Origin of the sequence: Paenibacillus sp. GM1FR (genome assembly GCF_002803315.1) — a bacterium.
Lineage (GTDB): Bacteria > Bacillota > Bacilli > Paenibacillales > Paenibacillaceae > Paenibacillus > Paenibacillus amylolyticus.
This window is the reverse complement of sequence record NZ_MKZL01000044.1, coordinates 32,074-53,480: the sequence shown is the minus strand read 5'-3', so window position 1 is coordinate 53,480 and position 21,407 is coordinate 32,074. Positions and strand designations below refer to the sequence as shown.

Below are 21,407 nucleotides of genomic sequence, written 5' to 3'. Positions count from 1 at the left end.
CCCTCCGCTTATTGCGCAGCCTTACTTTTGGCTATATTTTGCTGGTGTTCCTTATACGTTTTGGCAAATAGATGTCCAGACGAGCCATCCTTTTTTGTCACATAGAACAGATACTCCGAAGCTTCCGGATTTAGCGCTGCCTCAATGGACGGAAGACTTGGACTGGCAATTGGACCTGGTGGCAAGCCTTTGTTCAGGTACGTATTATAGGGACTTTTCACCTTTAGGTCCTTGAAAAACAATCGTTCCTTCGGTCTGTCGAGCAGATATTGCACGGTAGCATCAATCTCCAGCTTCATATCCTGATTGATCCGATTGTAGATTACACCTGCAACCAGAGCACGTTCCTCGTCCACTACAACTTCTTTCTCCACGAGTGACGCAATCGTCAGCAGTTCATGCAGGGAAAGGTTCTTTTCCTGGAGCTTGGCTTCCAAATCAGGAATGGAATTAATCTTGGTCTGGAATTCTTCCAGCATCCGTTGCATCACATCATGCGTGGAACTTCCCTTTTTCAGCTCGTAGGTCTCCGGGAATAGATACCCTTCCAATACGTAGCGAAGTTCTTCATCCACTGGAATATCTTTGATGATATCTACATCAAAGGCCGAAGGATCATTAGCCAGCTTGATGAATTCATCCCGATCTACAACATGCTCATAAGAAAGCTTACCCGCCATTTGCAGAACGTTATAACCCTCCGGAATCGTAAATTTCACCATTTCCTCCGGTACAACTTCACCACTACTCAGCTTGCTAACAATCTCATCATATGTCACGCCAGGATTCATTGAATATGTACCCGCCATGAAATTAGAACCTAGTTTCTTCCACTTTAAATACCCTTTGAAGGTTAACCCGCTGCGGATGAGGCCTTCTTCTTGAAGCTGATCCGCGATTTTCGAAGTTCCCGATCCGCTCTTAATCTCGAATACGACCGGTTCTGTAGAAGCTTCCACAGGACGCATCATACTCCACACGTAACCGCCTGCGCCTCCGACAAGAACTACAATGATAAGCAGTATGACTACAATTGCTTTCCCTTTCAAAAAAGAAACAACTCCTTTACACAACCAAAAAGAGCGGACTTCTCCGCCCTCCCGGTTTCTTCAATTTGAAGCTGATTTAATCTTCGTCAATGGGGAGTGTACACTCATCATACAGTTCCGAGATGTTCTCCCACTCATCGTCATCGTCGATCGTAACTAACTCTGGCATGATCTGGTCTTCACTTCCAGGTGATACCCGCAGAAGTTCAACCTCGTCATAAGGTCGCAACGAACTGCGGAGCACCGCGTACTGTTGACCGTTCACTTCGAACTCAGCCAACAAGTCATACGGTTGTGATTTACCGTTCTCTTCCTCGAGCTCAACATGAGCACCGAATGCCAGACGCAGTGAATCTGTCCATTTCAGGTCTTTGCGGCTATATTCCGTCATTTAGTTCGCTTCCTCTTCATCTTCAGCAAGAAATGTATTAAACGTCTCCTCGACGATATCCCATTCGGCATCATCTTGGATGACGAAAAGTTTAATATCGTCGCCCTCTTCTTCATAACGGAATGCATATACATCCGTTTCGCCATCTTCAGGTTCAACCGGAGCAACCATCATGTACTTGGCCTCCGAACCATCTACTTCAAACTTCATGATGACTTCGAATTCCTCTTCATTACCCTCGTCATCCGCAATGTAAATAATTTCCGCTTCTTCTTCCATACCCAGTTGATCTTCAGCCATTGTTGATCCCCCTCACCTTCTACTATTGGCATCCAAATAATTTTGCAAAATCAAGCTTGCGGCCATTTTGTCCACAACCTGTTTGCGTTTTTTCCGACTGACATCCGCTTCAATCAGCGTACGTTCTGCTGCCATGGTTGTCAGCCGTTCATCCCAAAGGTGAACAGGTAAATTCAGTTCATCCCGCAGGCGATCGGCAAAAGCAATGCATATCTCACCGCGCGGTCCTACGGTGCCGTTCATGTTTTTGGGAAGTCCGACTACGATCTCACTAATCTCATGCTCACGCACAAGTTCGGCAATCCGAGCGAACTCGCCTTCATCACGGCGGCGTTCTAGCACTTCCAATCCCTGGGCAGTCCAACCGAAGGCGTCACTCGCGGCAACTCCGATTCTTCGGTCCCCATAGTCCAAACCTAATATTTTCATCCATGCTCTCCCATCCTGGGGCCTGCTCAGGTCGATTACACATAATCGCCTTCTCAAGCTTCAGGCTGTCTTCTGTCGGTTCATTTCCCGCTGCCTGCAAGGCTGCAACACAGCGGAAGCGGCGTACATTACCGGTGATTGGCCAGATAGGAACGTACAAGCTCTTCAATCAGCTCATCGCGCTCCTTTTTACGGACCAGACTACGTGCGTTGTTGTGACGAGGAATGTATGCCGGGTCTCCAGAAATCAGATACCCAACAATCTGGTTGATCGGATTATACTCCTTATCGACCAATGCATCATATACCGTGAGAAGAATCTCTTTGGATGATGCTTCCTGTTCGTCACCTTTCACATTAAATTTAACCGTCTTATCCATGGAGTCCATTGATGACACCTCGCTCCTGCATGAACATGGGGACCATGTCCTGCCGAATTGATTTCTGTTTATATAATAACATATTCTGACTGCCACAAGTAAACAAAGGATCAGGCAATTGTGTTTTTTGCTTGTCCTTTACTGGCTTCAGCATATTGCATCATTCGATTCCACACGCTCTCGGGTACAAAAAATAAACGAACAGAACCATTTCGATTTATTTTTTGACGATTGAAAGCCACTCAATGGATTTATGCATTATGCCCGCTAACCAGCGAAACCGCCAGTTTCAGCGCTTCATCCAGCTTGGTAGCATCCTTACCTCCGGCTTGCGCCATATCTGGACGTCCACCGCCACCGCCGCCGCATACTGCTGCGACTTCTTTGACGATTTTGCCTGCGTGTAATCCTTGTTTTACTTGTTCAGCAGGTACTGCCACAACAAAATTCACTTTGCCGTCCGCTGGAGCACCCAATACGAGTACCGCGTTAGGCAATTTTACTTTCAACTCATCTGCCACTGTACGCAGCGCATCCATGTTCGGAGCATCTACGCGCGCTGCCAGCAATTGTGTATTTCCTGCTTGTACCACTTGATCGGTCAATTGACCCGCTTCCATGGCACTCAGCTTGCTTTGCAGGGATTCAGTCTCTCTGGCTGCTTCTTTCAGTTGTTGGTTCAGACCTTCAATCCGTTTAGGTACATCAGCCACATTTGCTTTGAGCAGTGCTGCTGATTGTTTAAGCAGTTCCAACTGGCTTTCCACATACAGATATCCGCCGCGGCCAGTTACAGCTTCGATCCGGCGTACGCCGGAGCCAATTCCGCTCTCGCTCACCAGTTTGAAGATTCCAATCTCTGAAGTATTATTTACGTGACAGCCGCCACAAAGTTCCAAACTGTAGTCTCCGACTTGAACAACACGTACAATATCTCCATATTTTTCGCCAAACAGGGCCATTGCACCCATTTCTTTAGCTTCATCAATAGCTTTCAGCTCGATGTTCACGTTCAGACGATTCCAGATCTGTTCATTCACCTGACGTTCAATCTCTGTCAACTCTTCCGGCGTAATACTACCGAAGTGAGAGAAGTCAAACCGCAGACGTTGTGGCTCTACGAGCGATCCTGCCTGGTTTACGTGTGTTCCGAGCACATCTTTGAGTGCCTTGTGCAGCAAGTGGGTAGCCGTATGGTTTTTGATAATGTCGCCACGTTTCGCTGAGTCTACTTCGGCATTGATCACATCGCCTACACGCAGTTCACCAGACTCCACAGTCACCAGATGTACATGTTGTCCAAGTGGAGCTTTGAACAAACCTTGTACTTTCGCTGATACACCAGCACCTCGCAGCAAGCCCTGATCACTCACTTGACCGCCACTTTCCGCGTAGAACGGAGTCTTGTCCAGAACAACCTGACACGTCTGTCCTTCGCCTACAGATTCAACAAGGGCATCACCAGCTACGATGGCTACCACTTTTGCTTCCGTCAACAGGTCAGTATAACCAACAAACTCGCTTTTAACCTCCAGATCAGCAAGTGGTCCGCCTTGAACTTTCATGCTCTCGTTCTCTTGACGCCCAGCACGTCCAAGCTCACGTTGTTTCTGCATGGAAGCATCAAATCCTTCACGATCCACAGTCAGTCCATGCTCTGCAGCATAATCTTCTGTCAGGTCAAACGGGAAACCGTACGTATCATACAGCTTGAAAGCTTCAGGGCCGCTAATAACCGTGCGTCCTTCGGATTTGGCTGTGCCGCTGATATCAGCCAGAATAGCCAGACCATCTGTGAGTGTTTCGTGGAAACGCTCTTCCTCGGTTTTGATTACTTTGGCGATGAACTCCTGTTTGTCTACTACCTCAGGGTAGTACATGCCCATCACTTCACCAACGGTTGTTGTCAATTCATACAGGAATGGACGGTCAAGCCCAAGCACTTTTCCATAACGAACTGCACGGCGAAGCAAGCGACGGATGACATATCCACGTCCTTCATTACTTGGCAGAACGCCATCACCTACTGCAAAAGCAACCGTACGGATATGATCGGCAATGACTTTCAATGCAACATCAATCTCTACGCTGTCGTTATATTTCACACCCGCAAGAGCGGCTGTTCTTTGAATCATCGGTTGGAACAGGTCTGTGTCGAAGTTGGAATCCACATTTTGCAGAATGGAAGCAAAACGCTCCAAACCTGCACCTGTATCAATGTTTTTGTTAGGAAGCGGTGTGTAGCTGCCGTCCTTGTTATGGTTGAACTGGGAGAATACCAGATTCCATACTTCCAGGTAACGTTCGTTTTCCCCACCTGGATACATTTCAGGATCACTCATGTCGTTTCCGTAAGCTTCGCCGCGGTCATAGAAGATCTCGGTACAAGGTCCACATGGGCCTTCGCCGATATCCCAGAAGTTTTCATCCAATTTAATGATACGCTCAGCAGGCAGTCCTACTTTTTCGTTCCACAGTTTGAAAGCTTCTTCATCTTCCGGATATACCGTTACGGACAGGCGTTCCGGATCGAATCCGATCCACTCTTTGCTGGTCAAGAATTCCCACGCCCAAGTAACCGTCTCTTCCTTGAAGTAATCTCCAATAGAGAAGTTGCCGAGCATTTCGAAGAACGTATGGTGACGACGCGTTTTACCAACATTCTCGATATCATTGGTACGGATACATTTTTGGGAGTTCGCTAGACGCGGGTTCTCCGGCTTCTCACGTCCGTCAAAATATGGTTTGAGCGGTGCCATACCTGCATTGATCCACAAAAGAGAAGGATCGTTGTGAGGTACGAGCGATGCGCTCGGCTCGATTTTGTGACCTTTACTTGCAAAAAACTCTATCCATTTGGACCGGATTTCACTGGCTTTCATACTGGATGCCCCCATTAAATTATAATAGTCCGTTGCGTATTCGCTCCGGTTGGTCAACAATGTTTTGGTAAAAATAAACACAAAAAACGCCCCTGAATAATCAGGGACGATGTTATCGCGGTACCACCCTGGTTATTGCTGTTCATCCCTTGCTGCCCGGACAAACAAACAATCTCCTCGTTCATGCGAAATAACGGTCGCTCCCGGCAGGGTTGTCCTGCACTCCGAAATTAGCTTTCCGCCGCTTCATCTTTCAAGACTCTTCCAGCCATCAGTTCAGGCTCACCCTGATCCGATGAAGTCTATTCTCTGAGGAAAGGAACCCTCGGCGTACTTTATTTCATCATCGATTTCATGTTCTCAACATACACACTCATTATATCGGTAGCACAAGCGGGTGTCAACGCGGCCTCGTTGATGTTTTAACCCTGCTATTTAGTCGGTCCTTCGTTTGATGTAATAGGCGAAAAAGTGTTGCACAATCACCTTCAGCACGGCAAAAACGGGTACTGCCAAAATTAAACCTACAATGCCTGCCAGTTCACCTCCGACGAGCAGTGCAAATATAATCGATAGTGGATGCAGATGCAACGTACGTCCCACCACCTGAGGAGAAATAACGTTACTCTCCAACACCTGGCACAGTGTGTTCACAATGACAACAAGTAGTACCATTTTAAACGATACGGTTGATGCCATGACCACAGCAGGAGCAGCTCCCAGGAACGGCCCCAAGTAGGGCACAATGTTAAACACAGCTACAATGCTTGCAAGTAGCAGGGCATACGGCATATCAATGATGATATAACCAATGTAGGCAAAGATACCAACAATGACACAGACAATAAACTGTCCCCGAATGTAGTTCCCCAGTGCAGTATCGATCTCTTTCATCACCGAGACAATCGCTTTACGACGTGAACGCGGAAGATACGCCACAATGGTGCGCTCAAACACCTCAAAGTCTTTTAACATATAAAAGATCAGAAATGGCACGATAAACACATTGAATAACACATTAATGGTCGCCCCGATATTGTCCATGAGCACGGTAATCCCCTGAGTTAGTCGATCCTCCATCTGAAAAAACCAGCTGTTCATGCCTGTTCGCACACTTGGCGGCATTAATTTGTGATCCATATTGTTCATCAGGCTCTGTGCACGCATGGATAGCTCCGGCATATGCTCGTTGAGTTCCCCCAGCTGTTCAATCAATACCGGAATGACATTCATCAGAATGACACCGAGGCAGGTCAGGAAAAAGGCATATATGAGTAGAACCGCAATTGTACGCGGCACCTTGCGCCCTCCCAGCATGCTGACAATCGGATTAAGTACATAGGATATGATAAGGGCTACGATAAAGGGTGCCAGCACTGTTTTCAGGAACGCATATATGTGAAGCAGTAAAGGCCGCAGCAGCCAAATAAAATATAAAATGATCAATCCGAGCAGCAGCCAGATCGCGTAACGGAACAGCTTGTTTTTGGTTAATTGCTCCACTTGCATCTCTCCTTTTGGACTGGCTCTGAGAGTCAGTATATGTAGGAAAGGTAATATTTATTAACACAGCGCAAAAGTGGAAAGGAGTAATCCGAACATTTTTTTCTTAAACCCAAAAAACGCCTCCTTCATTAGAGAAGGAAGCGCATTTTGCAGTACGGGTTAGCATATAATCAACCATACACCAGCCCAACCATTATGTAACCGCATCTATATACATCTGCCAACAATTAACGACAGCCTCCCATGACAGACATTGTCATGAAACCGCATATAGAGGAAGTTATTCTGCTTATTAAGAAGAAGCGTGAAGATGAGGGAAGTCTTGTGGCAGCTCGTCCCCGAAAAACAGATCATCCAGGGAACTCAGCGTACCGTCTTCTTCCACCTGATATACAGACATTTTCTCACCGTTCACCGTTAATTCGATAAAGCATCCCCAGCAATAAAACTGGTGGGAACCAATTTTCCCGATATCTTTGGAACTACAGTTTGGACATTTCATATTCATTCACCTATCCATTAACAGAATGAATGGCATTTTCCAAGCGTTGTTCACTCAGAGACGGCACCATAATGGCACTTTCCCCGATGGACATATCGCTTGTACATGGCAGCCATTTGCGGCCCTCGATCAGATCGGACACAAAACCGTCCGTAATTTCAATCCCTATTATTGTATTTCCCAACTCTTGGTCAAAATAAACATCGGAGACACGCCCGAGCAGCAAACCTTCTTCGGTGAGCACGGACATCTCCTTCAATTTAGACCGACCGAGGAGGTACGTGTATTTTATGTCGTCGGCTCCCGTCTTGCGGACAGCCTGTTGATTACGGATCATGACGGCATCTTCGCCGTAGGCAACGATATCTTGCCACTGCACGATTTTGACATGATTGGTAAACAGACCTTTGTTCTCAAGCTCAATGCCTTCGATCTCCCAATCATCATTCACAATGAAATCCTGGATTTTACCGACCTGCTTCCCGTCCTCAACATCAAAAACGGCAAGTCCGATCATTTCCTGAAGCTTCATCGCTGGGTCCCCCTCATCTTCTTATCATTAAATAGGCGCGGCGCTATTGCTAGGTATGCCCAAAGTTGATGAGTGGCAATCAGACGCCGATCATCAAAACCGCTTCTATCCAACCGATGAAATGGAACTTCTTCCCTCCTTCTGTTCCATGTGTAAAGTTCCCCTTAGGGTCTATTACGCAGTCGTCCAAGAATGGTTCCAATTTTTTCGGCGGTTATCATGATTTCTTCCGTAGTATTACCCAATCCCCAGCTAAATCGAATCGCAGAGTGTAAAAATGTTTCAGGCAGTTTCATCGCTTTGAGCACATGAGAGACTTCAAGTGAACCGGAAGTGCAGGCAGAACCGCTTGCAACAGCAATCCCTTCCATATCCAGATTCATTAACATCGTCTCTGTGGACACTTCCGGAAAGCTGATATTCAGGATGTTTGGCAGCGTCTGCTCCAGGTGTCCATTCACGTGAAAGTGCTCCGTACCCACATGAATTTCAAGCTGTTCCAACAAAAGTTTGCGCAATTCCAAATCATGCTGGCGATGCGCCTCCGTCTGTGCTGATGCAATCTTGAGCGCCTCTGCAAATCCGGTAATACCTGCGATATTTTCCGTACCAGCGCGTCGTTGACGCTCTTGCAATCCCCCATGAGCTCTTGCTTCCAGCACAATTCCTCGCCGTACATAGAGTGCACCCACGCCCTGAGGCCCGTTGATTTTATGCGCAGAGAAGCTGATCAGATCCACAGGCAGTTCTTTACATGAAATATTCTGACTGCCCAGAGCCTGAACCGCATCGGTATGGAACAAAATATTATGCTTACGTGCCAGCTCCCCGATCTCAGGTATCGGCTGAATAGTGCCCACTTCATTGTTGGCATACATCATGGTAATCAGCACCGTATCCGGTCGAATAGCCTCTCGCAGCTCATCCAGATTTATTCGTCCATAATGATCAACAGATAGATAGGTTACTTCATAACCTTGCCGCTCCAATTCCTGACACGTATGCAAGACAGCATGGTGCTCAATTGCGGTCGTAATGACGTGTTTCCCCTTATCCTGCCTGGATGAGACTGCCCCAAAGATTGCCAGATTGTCGCTCTCCGTGCCACCTCCGGTGAATACCAATTCGTCCGGGAAACAGCCCAAAGACGCCGCAATGACATCCCTTGCTCCGCTGACAGTCCGTTTGGCCTCACGCCCAAAGGCATGGATACTTGATGCATTGCCAAATTGTCCTGTCATGACGTTCATCATCGCTTCTGCGACTTGTGGATGCATAGGTGTCGATGCGGCGTGATCCAAATAAATTCGTTTCATTTATCTTCACCCCGTTATATGTTAAATTATCTTATTTTTCTGTTATGGAATATGTTTCGTACCCTTACATGCTCACCAACCGCAAGCCATTGTAAAACAGATGTTATGGCATGGATAAAGCCCCCAAATGGGGGCTCAAGTAAGTTAGCATGTCATGCTAGCGCAGTGATTGTTAAATGTAGAACATGTAGCTATCTTTTTTGTCCTGATCCTGGAATGTAATCAGGTCTTTCAGTGTTGTGGAATCCAACACTTCCGCAATCCCGTCACGAATACGCAACCACAGATCACGCTTCGCTGGATCATCTTCCTCCGTGAAGTCTACTGGAGAGATTGGCCCTTCCAGTACACGGATTACATCGCCTGCAGTCACGGTTGCAGGATCACCTGCAAGGATATAACCGCCGTAAGCACCTCTAATGCTTTTCACCAGTCCTGCATTACGTAATGGAGCAATCAGTTGCTCCAAGTAATGCTCCGAGAGCTGGTTGCGCTCAGCAATGCTTTTAAGTGATGTAGGGCCTTCGCCTATTCTGGCAGCAAGCTCCATCATGATTGTGAGGCCATAACGGCCTTTTGTCGATATTTTCAAAGGAGTCACCTCTTTCAATTTTCAGAAACGATTGGAAACTTTATATTTAATCCTATGGTCCATGACCGTATGTTTCACGATCTGTCCACAGCGGAGATGCATTGAGATTAGCATAGTCCTTCTAATCCTCCGTATTCCGATCATAACCCTCAGCTAATGTTAACATATCTGCATGCTTTATGGAAAAGAAAGATTGACGATATTCCAAAATGTGCGTCTGTGGTGGACACTATCCAAAATTGGCCGGGTGTATCGTATCTTGAGTCCGGTTATGCTAGAATAAGAAACGAAACACATTTATATATAGAAATGGTGATAACGATGTCCAAAACAATTGAAAATACACGGGTCGTCGTTGGCATGTCCGGAGGTGTCGATTCTTCCGTTACCGCACTGCTACTGAAAGAGCAAGGGTACGATGTCATCGGCATTTTCATGAAAAACTGGGATGACACCGACGAGTTCGGCCACTGTACCGCTGAAGAAGATTCAGAGGATGTACGCCGCGTATGTGAACAGATCGGCATTCCTTACTACACTGTCAACTTCGAGAAAGAATATTTTGATAAAGTATTTACCTATTTCCTTGATGAATATAAGTCGGGCCGCACGCCAAATCCGGATGTCATGTGTAATCGTGAGATCAAATTTGGTGAATTCCTGAACAAAGCTCTGGATCTCGGCGCAGATTATGTAGCTACAGGACACTATGCTCGCCTGATTGAAGAAGATGGCACACTCAAGTTGCTTCGTGGTGTGGACAACAATAAGGATCAGACCTATTTCCTTAACGCGCTTAATCAGAACCAGCTGTCCAAAGCCATGTTCCCGATTGGTCATCTGCCCAAACCGGAAGTACGCAAAATCGCAGAAGCGGCTGGTTTGTATACTGCCAAGAAAAAAGACAGCACAGGTGTCTGCTTCATCGGTGAGCGTAATTTCAAAGAGTTCCTGAGTAACTATCTGCCTGCCAAAGGTGGAGACATGGTTGATATCGCAACCGGTGAAGTCAAAGGTCGCCACGACGGTCTGATGTACTACACACTTGGACAGCGCCAAGGTCTTGGCATTGGTGGTTCCGGCAATGGTGAACCCTGGTTCGTTGCAGACAAGAACCTGGAGAAGAATCAACTGCTTGTTGTTCAGGGCGATGCCCATGCAAGCCTGTACTCCACTGGTCTTACCGCAACGGGTGTGAACTGGATTGCTGGTGCAGAGCACATGCCTAATGTGCCATACCGTTGTACTGCCAAATTCCGCTATCGTCAGCCGGATCAAGGTGTAACATTGACCTGGCAGGAAGATGGAAGTGTGGATGTACAATTTGACCAGCAGCAAAAAGCCATCACGCCAGGACAAGCCGTTGTTTTCTACGACGGAGAGGTCTGCCTGGGTGGGGGTACGATCGATCAGGTGCAAAAAGTACCTGTACCCGCAATGCAATAATAGAGCTTGTCCATTAAAATGCGGATTATACACAATACCGTGTATCCCTATTAAAAAAGCCGTCTTTCATGTATACCATGAAGGATGGCTTTTTTCCTGCTTATTTTTGCAAAAAAATAAAAAATAGTTCGTTATGCAGTCAACCAGACTCCTGCCCAGGCGGCCAACACCCCAACTAGAACCGAACTGACAACGTAGAGCGCCGCGCTTGCGTATCGTTGTCGACCCATAAGTCCTAACGTCTCATAACCAAAGGTAGAGAACGTGGTGTACGCACCGCAAAATCCGGTTCCCCACATCACCCAGATTCCATCTGAGATCATTGCAGATTCATGCCACCCATATAACAACCCAAGCAAAAATGAACCACTGATGTTGATGATCCATGTTCCCCATGGAAAAGCCATTCCCAGCAAGCCAGAGACCCATTTTCCCAGACTGTAACGCAGTACCGCACCCAGCACACCTGCAAAACCAATCCACAGGATCATGAGGCATCACCCTCTTGTCTTTGTGCTCCCAACATACGATGTCCAAGGCTCATTCCCAGCGCACAGAGCAACAATCCTGCCAACAGACTCACGATCATATAAATAGCGGCACTGATCCATTCGCCCCCTTCGGATAAACGAACAATATCAAGCGTAAACGTGGAGAATGTCGTAAATGCGCCAGTAAAACCTGTACCAATCGCCAGTCGAAGTTGTGGTGTTATTTTGCCTGGAACAGCTATGGTAAAGAACCAACCCAAAAAAAGGCTGCCAATCGCATTGATTAACAGCACTGCCCATGGGAACCCCCCATGGACAGTTGGTATCCCTAACTGTATGGCATATCGGGTCAATGTACCGAGAAATCCACCCGCCCCTATATACAAAAGCTCTTTCATGTTTTGTACATCTCCCGAATGATCTGTCTGTCCTTAAAATTCCCTGCGCCGCTGTTGGTTCAGCCTGATCTTCGATTCGTTACCCTGCTCCGTTGCCTCATAGAATACTCTCCGTGAGAGCTGCTTTGGCAAATATTCTTGTTTCACGTAATGCCCTGGATAGTTGTGTGGATATTGATAACCCTCATGTCCAAGCTTCACGGAACCCGAGTAATGCGTATCTCGCAAGTGAAGCGGAACTTCTGCCGATTTCACCTCATCAATCGCGTTCATGGCTTTGGAAATGGCGGTGTACACCGCATTGGATTTTGGACTTTCGACCGCAAACAGAATCGCTTGTGCAATGTTCAGCTTGGCTTCGGGCCAGCCGTTATTTCGGTACGCATCAAGTGCTCCAATCGCCTGAGTCATGGCTTGCGGGTTCGCAAGTCCAATATCTTCACTGCTCGCTGCAATCAGACGCCGAATGAAGGTCATCGGGTCCATGCCGAGCTTCTCCACCGCGTATAGAAACCAAAACAGCGCCGCATCACTGGAACCCCGAATACTCTTGTGAAATGCAGACAGCACATCATACTGGGTGGATTCATCTGCCTTCACAATGGGGCGTCGAATAGACTCTTCAGCTACACCAAGCGTAATATGAATGGACCCATCCTTCTCCGGTGGCGTGGTCAACGCAGCCAGTTCAAGCGCGTTAAGCGCACGCCGAATATCTCCGTTGGCCATCGTTGCAATATGCTCAAGCGCTTCGTCGTCCGCATGCAGTTCCATGAACCCCAGACCTTTGTCCGTATCACTCAATGCTCTGCGCATCGCAATAAGCGAATGCTCCTTGTTCAGTGATTCTAGCTGGAACAGGGTGGATCGACTCATCAAGGCTCCATTGACATAATGAAAGGGATTCTCTGTTGTCGCGCCGATAAAAATAATCGTGCCCTTCTCTACCGCTGGCAATAGCGCATCCTGACGTGAACTGTTAAACCGATGTACCTCGTCGAGGAACAAAATGGTTTTGGTTCCATACAGCTGTTTGTTCGTTTGCGCCTGTTCGATGACCTCACGCACATCCTTGACGGAAGCTTCCACCGCATTCAGACGTACGAACTGTCCTTGCGTTTGCTGGGAAATAATATGTGCCAAGGTAGTCTTGCCACATCCCGGCGGGCCGTATAACAAGATGGACGAAATCTGATCAGCCTCGATGGCGCGCCGGAGTAATTTCCCTGGTCCAATAATATGTTCCTGTCCAATATATTCATCCAGATGCTCTGGCCGCAAGCGGTCCGCGAGCAGTCTAGCTTGTGGTTTTGAGTCCTGTTGAAACGAAAATAAATCCATTGCTCATCACTTCCTTAACGGATTGCCTTGCCTTGATTACAATTATACTTCTGATGGTTCTCCACTCTCTATCATATCATACTCTCGCGGTAACATAGCCATAAATGCATGAAGTGCACTGCTGACAAAGGCATCCTTGCGAGTAATAAAATGAGTCATCATGCGATTCATACCTACGGGGAGTGTATGTGTGCGCAATAATCCATTTTTGATCTGATGCCTAATCACAATCTCTGGTAATAAGGAAATTCCCATACCGGACGTAACTCCACTAATAATCGCTTCAAGGGTTCCGAATTCCATAATTACTGGGCGGGTAACACCACCCACCTCTAACCATTCCTCCAAAACCTGACGATAGGAACACCCCATGCTGTAGACAAGAATAGGTTTACTCTTAAGATCCTCATCCGTAGGACCCATACCAGAATAGACAACAAATAGTTCCTCATCAAATACGGGAATAGAAACGATATCAGGATGATCACAGGGACAGCCTATAAATGCTCCCTCCAATTCATACCCAATAACCTGATCCATAAGCATCTGCGAATTGCCAGTAACCAGTGACAAGGAGACATCTGGATACTGTTTGTAATATCTGACGAAAAGTTCAGGTAGCCGCACGGCCGCTGAGGTTTGTGTAGAACCTATTCGCATTGGACCCGATGGTGTGCTCGTCGCCCGAAGCGCCTTGGAAGCATCATTCAGCAAGCCAATAATTTTATCTGCATAGGTCAGCAGCATCTCTCCGGCTGGAGATAACGTCATGCCTCGGTTATGACGAATGAACAACGTTGTACCTACTTCTGCTTCCAGATGCCGGATTCGTGCCGTTACGTTGGATTGAACATACCCCAGTTTAGAAGCAGCTTTGGTCAGATTCCCTTCCCGTGCAACACACTGAAATATTCTAAGATCCCCGCTCTCCATGGTCCCTCCACTCTGACATCATTCAAAATGATATCCGCTTCATTACCAATCATTATACTTCATGTGTAAACCGGACTACAATTCATGTAGATCCCAAACCAGTCATCTGACTGGATGATGATAAGGAGTGTTCAGCATGACATACTGGAAAAATAGATTTGCTCTGATCACAGGTACCCGAAGCATAAAACCCTTAAAGTATACCATCTTGATCATTTTGACAACGCTAATCATGGGTACTTCTTTTCCAGTTGGCAAGATCGGCATGTTATATGCCCCACCTTTCCTGCTCATGGGCATACGTTATATACTGGCAGGTGGCTTGATGGCCTTGTTCCTTCGTAAACGTCCGTTGCCTACTGGATGGCAGTCTTGGTTGAAAATAATCCTTATTGGCCTGTTCCAATCCGCAGGAGTGATGGGCTGCGCCTACTACAGCATGAACTGGATTACATCCGGTGAATCCGCCATTATTACGTTTACCAATCCGCTACTGGTCATTATCCTCAGTGCTCTCTTATATAGAGTCACCTACCGTTTCAGTCAGTGGATCGGTGTTATACTCGGTTTCATCGGGATAATGTTAACTTTTGGGTGGCAGATGAGCTTTAGCCCCGGAACCTGGATTGGATTTGGTGGAGCGATCTCCTTTGCCGTGTCCACATTGCTCATCAAACGCTGGGGCAATGGTTACGATACTTTTGTCTTAACAGCCTATCAGATGCTCGCGGGAGGTGCTGCGCTTCTTCTACTGAGCTTATGGACTGAACAGCCTCACTTTATGGTCAATACCACCTCGGTTATGGCGCTGCTCTGGTTAACGCTTATTTGCTCCATCATTCAGTTTTCACTCTGGTTTTATCTGCTTCAGAATAGTGACCCAGCCCAAACCAGTTCGTATCTGTTTCTGGCACCGTTCTTTGGTGTATTATCGAGTTGGATTTTACTAGGAGAACACGTTCAGTGGTTTGCATTGGCGGGCGGTTTATTTATTGGTGTTGGTATATTCCTGGTGAACCGTCGCTCATCCAGAATGAGAAATAGCGTAACATAACTTGAACTTCTTCATCGTTCTTCCTTGGAAAATTAATCATTTCTCGCACAAAAGCAAAAAAGGCATGCGCTTATGGGACTTTCCCATGAACGTCATGCCTTTTGTTGTATAAAGAAACTTTATCTAACCAAGCTCTGGCCAACCCTGAATGGTTACGGACTCGCCGTCGGGATTATGTGTTGCAGCCGCGTATTCTGGCAAATCACCCTCGTGGAACAACCACAATTCGTGCAAGGCCCGTGTACAACCAACGTACAACAGCTTTGCATCACCCGCATTTGGCAAATAATGCTTCTGGTCTACGTCTGCCACAATAACGGCATCAAACTCCAACCCTTTGGACAAGTAGACCGGCAAAACGGAGTGTCCACCCGTGTACTGCTTTTTGCCACCATCGATCAGGTTTAGATCCCAGCCTGCATCCTGAAGTTCACGATGAAGTTCCTCTGCTTCATGCAGTGTACGGGTCAGGATGGAGACCGTTCGGTAGTCTTTGACTGTTAATACCTTCAAAGCCTGCTCCAGACTCGCCGTCCGCCCTTCCCCTCCATAAGCCAACGTCCGAACCGGATCACCACTACGGAAAACAGGAATCGCCGTAATCCCGCTCTTGACGCCACGTTCCAGAATCGTGTTTGCATAATCGATAATTTCCATCGTTGAACGATAACTTCGGGTCAATGCAAAGTATGCATTCTGTTCCTCAGGAAATAGAGAACTCATCTCTTCCCACGCATGAACACCACGGTACTCATGAATGCCTTGGGACAAGTCACCCAGTATGGTGAAGGAATGCCCTTTGACGAACTGATCCAATAACGCCACATGAAAAGGGGAAAAGTCCTGCGCTTCATCAATCACGACATGATCAAACCGCTCCGAACCCTCAATATCATGGACCAGTGTATGAATGTATACCAATGCAGGCAGATCCTCTTCACGGACGATATCCTGCTTCAGATCTGCTGCGGTTTGTTTCATGACTAGTTTTGGAATAAGCCCGCTGAGCGAGGCTGGCACAGAACCACCCTTTGCAGCTTTGAACAACTGTTTATATAACGTAAGCGGCTCGTATTGAGGCCATTTTTTGGCATAGGCTTTCTCACGAGTAGACGCTTTTTTCTTGCGTTCTTTGCGCACAGCTTCTGGCATCGGTTTCTTAAGTTCCATCTCAATCCAGCGGTGAACTCTCGCCATGACCCGTTCTTTGCGTTTGGCCAGCGGATAATGTTTATATTCCTCACCGAACCAGTTCTCGATCTCCGTCTTGCTGAGCACCTTACCATCCCATGGACTGAAGTCCATATCCGGTACGGAATCCGCTTCCATGCCCGACAGCCACTCTCGAATAAGCTCCATGAAACGGATTGATCCTTTGTAACGTCCAGGTACATCATCATTCAATTCAGGCCGAGCATCTGGCGTTTCGAACCAGGTGTTCAATGTATCCGACGTATTCGCCAAAGGCATCTCCAGCCCCAGCAGATTCATCGCCCAATCCGGGAATGTCCGCTGCTGAATGTCCCCTACTCCGAGTTCCGGGAGCACATCTGAGATGTAATCCAGGAACATGTGGTTGGGTGCAAAAATAACCATTTTCTCCGCAGATACTTGCTCCTTGTACTGATACAGCAAAAAGGCCAGCCGATGCAGGGCAACCGTTGTTTTCCCTGATCCCGCTACACCTTGAATGATCAATGCGGTGTTTCTCGCCGCACGAATGATCAGATCCTGCTCCGCCTGAATCGTAGATACGATATCACGCAGTTTGTTATCCTTGTTCTCTCCCAGACGATAAACGAGGAATTCATCAGATACCGCTGGCTGGTCGCTGTCACGGTTATATGTATCCGCCACACGTTCCAATATCCGCTGCCTAATGACAACGTTTCGTTTCAGGTACACCAGACCTTCGATAAGCCCTTCCGGGGCTTCATACGTAGCGGAGGCTTCGCCTCCCGTAAATGAGTAAAACAGGCTTGCGACAGGAGCACGCCAGTCGATGACGAGCGGATGCTCTCCCACCTCTTCGCGGTCTACGCCGATTTTGCCAATATACAGCGGTTTCCGTGCACCACTGCCCTGTTCTTCGAAATCCAAGCGTCCGAAATAGGGTTGCTGCGCGCTCTTGGACAAGGCAGTGCGGCGCTCTTCGCGCCCAGCTTCCAGCACTTGTTCTGTGAAGTCGTGGCCGGTATACACCGGAATGTTCTGCAGTCGTTCCAGCTGACTATCCACTTCCTCCATCGTTCGCTCTAACCTGTACTCTTCTTCTTGATAGGCACTTTGAAAGCTGTCTGACATGTTTCAGTTACCTCCTAAGAATATGTTTTGCTCTGCATCGCCAATCACTGACGACGCAAAAGGATACCCACTATATCATATTGATGTGTAAAAAGCTACAGCAACCTGGTGATCTCATTAAAGAAAACCGTTGCTCACGCTCGTACTGAACGAATGAACAACGGTCTTAAGTTGAACTATATTTGAATCTTATCTTTTGAAATAGTAATCAATTGGGTTCTGATTTCAATCTTGTCCTTCCTGTGCCACAAACTGTTTCTGCGCTAATTCACGGTATACCGGATGATTGCTAATTAATTCTGTATGAGTTCCTGTTCCGGTAACATGCCCATGCTCCAATACAACAATCTGATCGGAATCCACCACTGTGGACAATCGGTGCGCGATCACGATCGTAGTTCTTCCTTCCATCAGATTGGACAATGCTTGCTGTACTTCATACTCCGAGGTGCTGTCCAGACTGGATGTCGCTTCATCCAACATAAGAATATCCGGACTGCGCAGTAAGGCACGAGCAATAGCAATCCGCTGACGTTGGCCCCCGGATAACTTGATTCCCCTCTCGCCCACTTCCGTGTCATAGCCCTGTGGCAGCTTGTCGATAAAGTCGGCAGAATAGGCCATCTCAGCAGCTCGCCGGATCTCATCCATCGTGGCCTCACGACCTAATCCGTACGTGATGTTGTCTTTGATCGTACCCGCCATAAGTGGACTTTCCTGAGATACATACCCAATCTTGCTGCGCCAGGAGGCCAAAGAATAATCTGTTATGGCTTGTCCCCCATATGAAATATGGCCTGAATCGGGCATATAAAACTGCTCCATCAAAGAGAACAGTGTTGATTTGCCGCTACCGCTTGGACCGACAATGGCTGTCACTTTTTGTGTAGGTACCGTCAAATTGATTCCGTGCAACACTTCCTCACCTGTAACATAGGAAAAATGTACATCATGGAATGCAATCGTCTCATTTCCTTTTGGCGCTACCTTAGTGCTGTCATGTGGCTCTTCCTCATCGGCAAGGATCGCTTGTATGCGCTCCGTTGCACCTACGACTTTTTGCAAACGAGAGTATAACGTCGTGAATTGTCCCATTGGCATAATGACCTGGAACAACAGTAAAATGAACGCAACCAGTTCACCAGGCGACAACAGTCCAGACGCTACGCGCATTCCCCCCACACCCAGAATAACGACTAGAACGGCAGTCATGACAAATGTAAACAAAGGACCGATCAGAGCAAGAATGCGCGCTTCCTGCAAGCCAAAAGCAAACATTTTACGAATCCGGGAATCCCCTGCTTCCACTTCCTGTTTCTCCGTTCCGTAAGCTTTCACCAAGCGGATCTCGCCAATAACCTGACTAAGCACGGACGTAAGACCTGCCATCTCGTCCTGCTGCTTCTTGGAGATCTTGTACATCTTCTTACCCACCGGCAACAGAATCAACAGCGTAAGTGGCACCAGACTCAGAATAATGAGCGACATCACCCAGTCCAAATAGAACAGTAACGCCACGCCGCCCACTACAGCGACGATGTTGGATACAAAGGAAACCAGATAATCTGCGATCAACGTCATGATCTGGCTTGTATCATTCGTAATCCGGCTCATCGTATCGCCTGTACGATTGCGGTCGAAATACGGCATTCGTAGCGACAATACCTTGTTCCACAGCTTGGTGCGAAGTGTTGCGACGACGCGTTGTCCAGCGTAATTTAACATATAAATGCTAATACCCGAGGCAATCGCCTGAATCACAAATGCCCCAAGCAATAACAAAATAACAGATTTGTTCAATGCCGAAGTGGTTAATCCATCAATCAGACCTTTGGTCATCAATGGCACGATCAGTCCGGCTGTAGTTTGAATCAGGGTTAAGATGAGGGCCAGAATCAAGATCAGTTTTGGCGGGTTCGTGGAGGCGATAAGCTTGACGAAATCCTTAAATCCCTTTTTTCCTACCTTCGGTTCATTCTGCCCTACTTGTTGCTGCTCTTCCATTCCCGTTCCTCCCGTTCTCCATCTGCTCACCAGAGATCATACGTATGAACTTACATGACGTTGCCTTTTGTTATTACAAAACTCCATGCAACACAAAGTTGGCTAAAAAGAGGATGGAAATGCCATACATGACCACAGGCACCTGTTTACCTTGACCTGCTGCCAGCTTCGCTAATGGATAGGCAATAAATCCAAACGCCATACCGTCCACGATGCTATATGTAAATGGAATCATGACCATGATCAGAAATGCTGGAAATGCCTCTGTGAAGTCACCAAAATCCATATCTTTCACACCTTGTACCATCAGGCCACCAATAATGATCAAAATGGGAGCAATTGCACTGTCTGGAATATAACCGAGCAGCGGGATGAAGAAAAAAGTAGCCCCGAATAACACAGCTGTAACGAGCGGGGTCAAACCTGTGCGACCGCCTGCCGCAATTCCGGCTGTAGTCTCGGCTGCGGCAACCGGAGGACTACTTCCGAATACGCCTGCCAGTACGGTGCTAATGGATAGAGCACGCAGACTACCTTTGAACCGCTCTGGACGACCAATCATCTGTGTCTGAGCCGTAATTAATCCGATATTTTCGAACACCACAATTAGCAGTAGCAAAAATACCGCGATCCAGAAGGCAACATCAGCTAGCTTCATCAAAGACAATTCGCCAAACAACCCACCGTATTGACGCAGCGCATCCATCGCTGACACGGATTCACCCGGGCTCACTGCTCCAAGTACATAGGCAAGGCCTGTCCCGACCAGAATACTGATCAGAAGTCCACCCTGTACGTTACGTATAAATAAAATCAAGGCAAGCACCAGCGTAACGCAGGCTGTAATGACATTTGGATCATTGAAGTGCCCAATCGCAACAAACGTAGTCTGGTGTGCGATGACAATTCCACTTTTTTGCAAACCGATAAATGTGAGGAACAAACCAATTCCCACCGTAATCCCATGCTGCAGATTTTTAGGAATCGCTTCGCTGATCATTTTGTATAGTGACGTAAACGCAACAATGGCAAACAGTACACCTGTAACGGTTACAACGGCCAGCGCTTCTTGCCAGCTTAATTTCATGGAATGTACAAGTGTATACGTGAAAAATGCATTAATCCCCATTCCGGGTACTACGATAATCGGTGATTTTCCGCCAAATGCCATGAGCAAACAGCCTGCAATGGACGTCAGCAGTGTTCCAACCATAGCTGCCTGCAAAGGCATCCCGGCATCGGAAAGAATTGTAGCATTGACCATAACGATATAGACCACGGCAAAATAGGAAATGGCTCCCGCCACAACTTCCTTCTTCCACTGGTCTCCTGGCTCCATGCCAAGATGTCTGGTCATCCATCCGTGTTTCATTTCGTTCTATTCCCCTCTCTATAGCCGCAAATTCATTATGTATGTATCATCATTTCGCGCAGCAGTGAATATCATACACGGTTTTGACTTTGAAGTACATGACTTAACTCTGGCATTTATCTAAGGATACAGTTCGGCTATCATAGACGATTGACGTCCCATCCGCTCCTCTCTTGCGAAGTATG

General features: G+C 47.3%; 20 protein-coding genes. 2 read left to right on the top strand and 18 right to left on the bottom strand.

What is annotated here, in order from left to right; all coding sequences use genetic code 11:
* Positions 1–8: 8 nt before the first annotated feature.
* From mltG to cymR, 11 genes are all read right to left on the bottom strand, one after another.
* Positions 9–1,049: an endolytic transglycosylase MltG gene (gene mltG / locus PAEAM_RS22760; protein ID WP_243391439.1), complete on the bottom strand. Its 1,041-nt coding sequence runs from the start codon at positions 1,047–1,049 to the stop codon at positions 9–11.
* Positions 1,050–1,125: 76 nt separating this feature from the next.
* Positions 1,126–1,440 carry a DUF1292 domain-containing protein gene (locus PAEAM_RS22755; RefSeq protein ID WP_047844066.1) on the bottom strand — a complete coding sequence of 105 codons (315 nt, stop codon included), beginning with the start codon at positions 1,438–1,440 and terminating at the stop codon, positions 1,126–1,128.
* Positions 1,441–1,740 (bottom strand): DUF1292 domain-containing protein, encoded by a 300-nt coding sequence (locus PAEAM_RS22750; protein ID WP_017686820.1) that lies wholly within the window; start codon positions 1,738–1,740, stop codon positions 1,441–1,443.
* Between the two features lie 12 nt (positions 1,741–1,752).
* Complete coding sequence (ruvX, locus tag PAEAM_RS22745; RefSeq protein WP_036616953.1) at positions 1,753–2,169, bottom strand: Holliday junction resolvase RuvX; 417 nt, start codon at positions 2,167–2,169, stop codon at positions 1,753–1,755.
* A gap of 128 nt (positions 2,170–2,297) precedes the next feature.
* Entirely contained in the window at positions 2,298–2,558 is a 261-nt protein-coding gene (locus PAEAM_RS22740; protein WP_036616950.1) for an IreB family regulatory phosphoprotein, read from the bottom strand.
* Between the two features lie 242 nt (positions 2,559–2,800).
* A complete protein-coding gene (gene alaS / locus PAEAM_RS22735) occupies positions 2,801–5,431 on the bottom strand; it encodes an alanine--tRNA ligase (RefSeq protein WP_100529256.1) in 2,631 nt (876 codons plus the stop codon).
* Positions 5,432–5,866: 435 nt separating this feature from the next.
* Complete coding sequence (locus PAEAM_RS22730; protein ID WP_091027676.1) at positions 5,867–6,934, bottom strand: AI-2E family transporter; 1,068 nt, start codon at positions 6,932–6,934, stop codon at positions 5,867–5,869.
* A 295-nt stretch (positions 6,935–7,229) separates the two neighbouring features.
* Positions 7,230–7,439, bottom strand: a complete 210-nt coding sequence (locus PAEAM_RS22725) for a hypothetical protein (RefSeq protein ID WP_017686815.1) — start codon at positions 7,437–7,439, stop codon at positions 7,230–7,232.
* A 10-nt stretch (positions 7,440–7,449) separates the two neighbouring features.
* Positions 7,450–7,971, bottom strand: coding sequence for a PRC-barrel domain-containing protein (locus tag PAEAM_RS22720; RefSeq protein WP_017686814.1), 522 nt, complete (start codon positions 7,969–7,971; stop codon positions 7,450–7,452).
* Between the two features lie 164 nt (positions 7,972–8,135).
* Positions 8,136–9,287 (bottom strand): cysteine desulfurase family protein, encoded by a 1,152-nt coding sequence (locus PAEAM_RS22715; RefSeq protein WP_100529069.1) that lies wholly within the window; start codon positions 9,285–9,287, stop codon positions 8,136–8,138.
* A 172-nt stretch (positions 9,288–9,459) separates the two neighbouring features.
* Positions 9,460–9,879, bottom strand: coding sequence for a cysteine metabolism transcriptional regulator CymR (cymR, locus tag PAEAM_RS22710; protein WP_017686811.1), 420 nt, complete (start codon positions 9,877–9,879; stop codon positions 9,460–9,462).
* Between the two features lie 321 nt (positions 9,880–10,200).
* On the opposite strand from cymR, the gene mnmA reads away from it, so the two are divergent.
* Positions 10,201–11,325 carry a tRNA 2-thiouridine(34) synthase MnmA gene (gene mnmA / locus PAEAM_RS22705; protein WP_036616942.1) on the top strand — a complete coding sequence of 375 codons (1,125 nt, stop codon included), beginning with the start codon at positions 10,201–10,203 and terminating at the stop codon, positions 11,323–11,325.
* A 131-nt stretch (positions 11,326–11,456) separates the two neighbouring features.
* Here the strand turns inward: mnmA and crcB are convergent, their stop codons facing one another.
* The 4 genes from crcB to PAEAM_RS22685 are packed head-to-tail and all read right to left on the bottom strand — an operon-like array spanning position 11,457 to position 14,488.
* On the bottom strand, positions 11,457–11,816 hold the full coding sequence (crcB, locus tag PAEAM_RS22700; protein ID WP_100529068.1) for a fluoride efflux transporter CrcB: 360 nt from the start codon (positions 11,814–11,816) through the stop codon (positions 11,457–11,459).
* Positions 11,813–12,214: a FluC/FEX family fluoride channel gene (locus tag PAEAM_RS22695; RefSeq protein WP_100529067.1), complete on the bottom strand. Its 402-nt coding sequence runs from the start codon at positions 12,212–12,214 to the stop codon at positions 11,813–11,815. The genes crcB and PAEAM_RS22695 overlap by 4 nt, the downstream gene beginning before the upstream one ends.
* Before the next feature lie 33 nt (positions 12,215–12,247).
* Positions 12,248–13,555, bottom strand: a complete 1,308-nt coding sequence (locus PAEAM_RS22690) for a replication-associated recombination protein A (protein ID WP_100529066.1) — start codon at positions 13,553–13,555, stop codon at positions 12,248–12,250.
* Between the two features lie 42 nt (positions 13,556–13,597).
* Positions 13,598–14,488, bottom strand: a complete 891-nt coding sequence (locus PAEAM_RS22685) for a LysR family transcriptional regulator (protein WP_100529065.1) — start codon at positions 14,486–14,488, stop codon at positions 13,598–13,600.
* 136 nt (positions 14,489–14,624) lie between these two features.
* Between PAEAM_RS22685 and PAEAM_RS22680 the strand changes: the two genes are divergently transcribed.
* Positions 14,625–15,542 (top strand): DMT family transporter, encoded by a 918-nt coding sequence (locus PAEAM_RS22680; protein ID WP_100529064.1) that lies wholly within the window; start codon positions 14,625–14,627, stop codon positions 15,540–15,542.
* A gap of 123 nt (positions 15,543–15,665) precedes the next feature.
* Here PAEAM_RS22680 and PAEAM_RS22675 read toward each other — a convergent pair whose 3' ends face one another.
* The 3 genes from PAEAM_RS22675 to PAEAM_RS22665 form a co-directional block, all read right to left on the bottom strand.
* Positions 15,666–17,846 (bottom strand): HelD family protein, encoded by a 2,181-nt coding sequence (locus tag PAEAM_RS22675; protein ID WP_100529063.1) that lies wholly within the window; start codon positions 17,844–17,846, stop codon positions 15,666–15,668.
* A gap of 225 nt (positions 17,847–18,071) precedes the next feature.
* Positions 18,072–19,850, bottom strand: coding sequence for an ABC transporter ATP-binding protein (locus PAEAM_RS22670; protein ID WP_100529062.1), 1,779 nt, complete (start codon positions 19,848–19,850; stop codon positions 18,072–18,074).
* Positions 19,851–19,923: 73 nt separating this feature from the next.
* The gene (locus tag PAEAM_RS22665) at positions 19,924–21,207 is read right to left on the bottom strand and encodes an NCS2 family permease (protein WP_481856127.1); all 1,284 of its coding nucleotides are present in this window, start codon (positions 21,205–21,207) and stop codon (positions 19,924–19,926) included.
* Between the last annotated feature and the right edge of the window lie 200 nt (positions 21,208–21,407).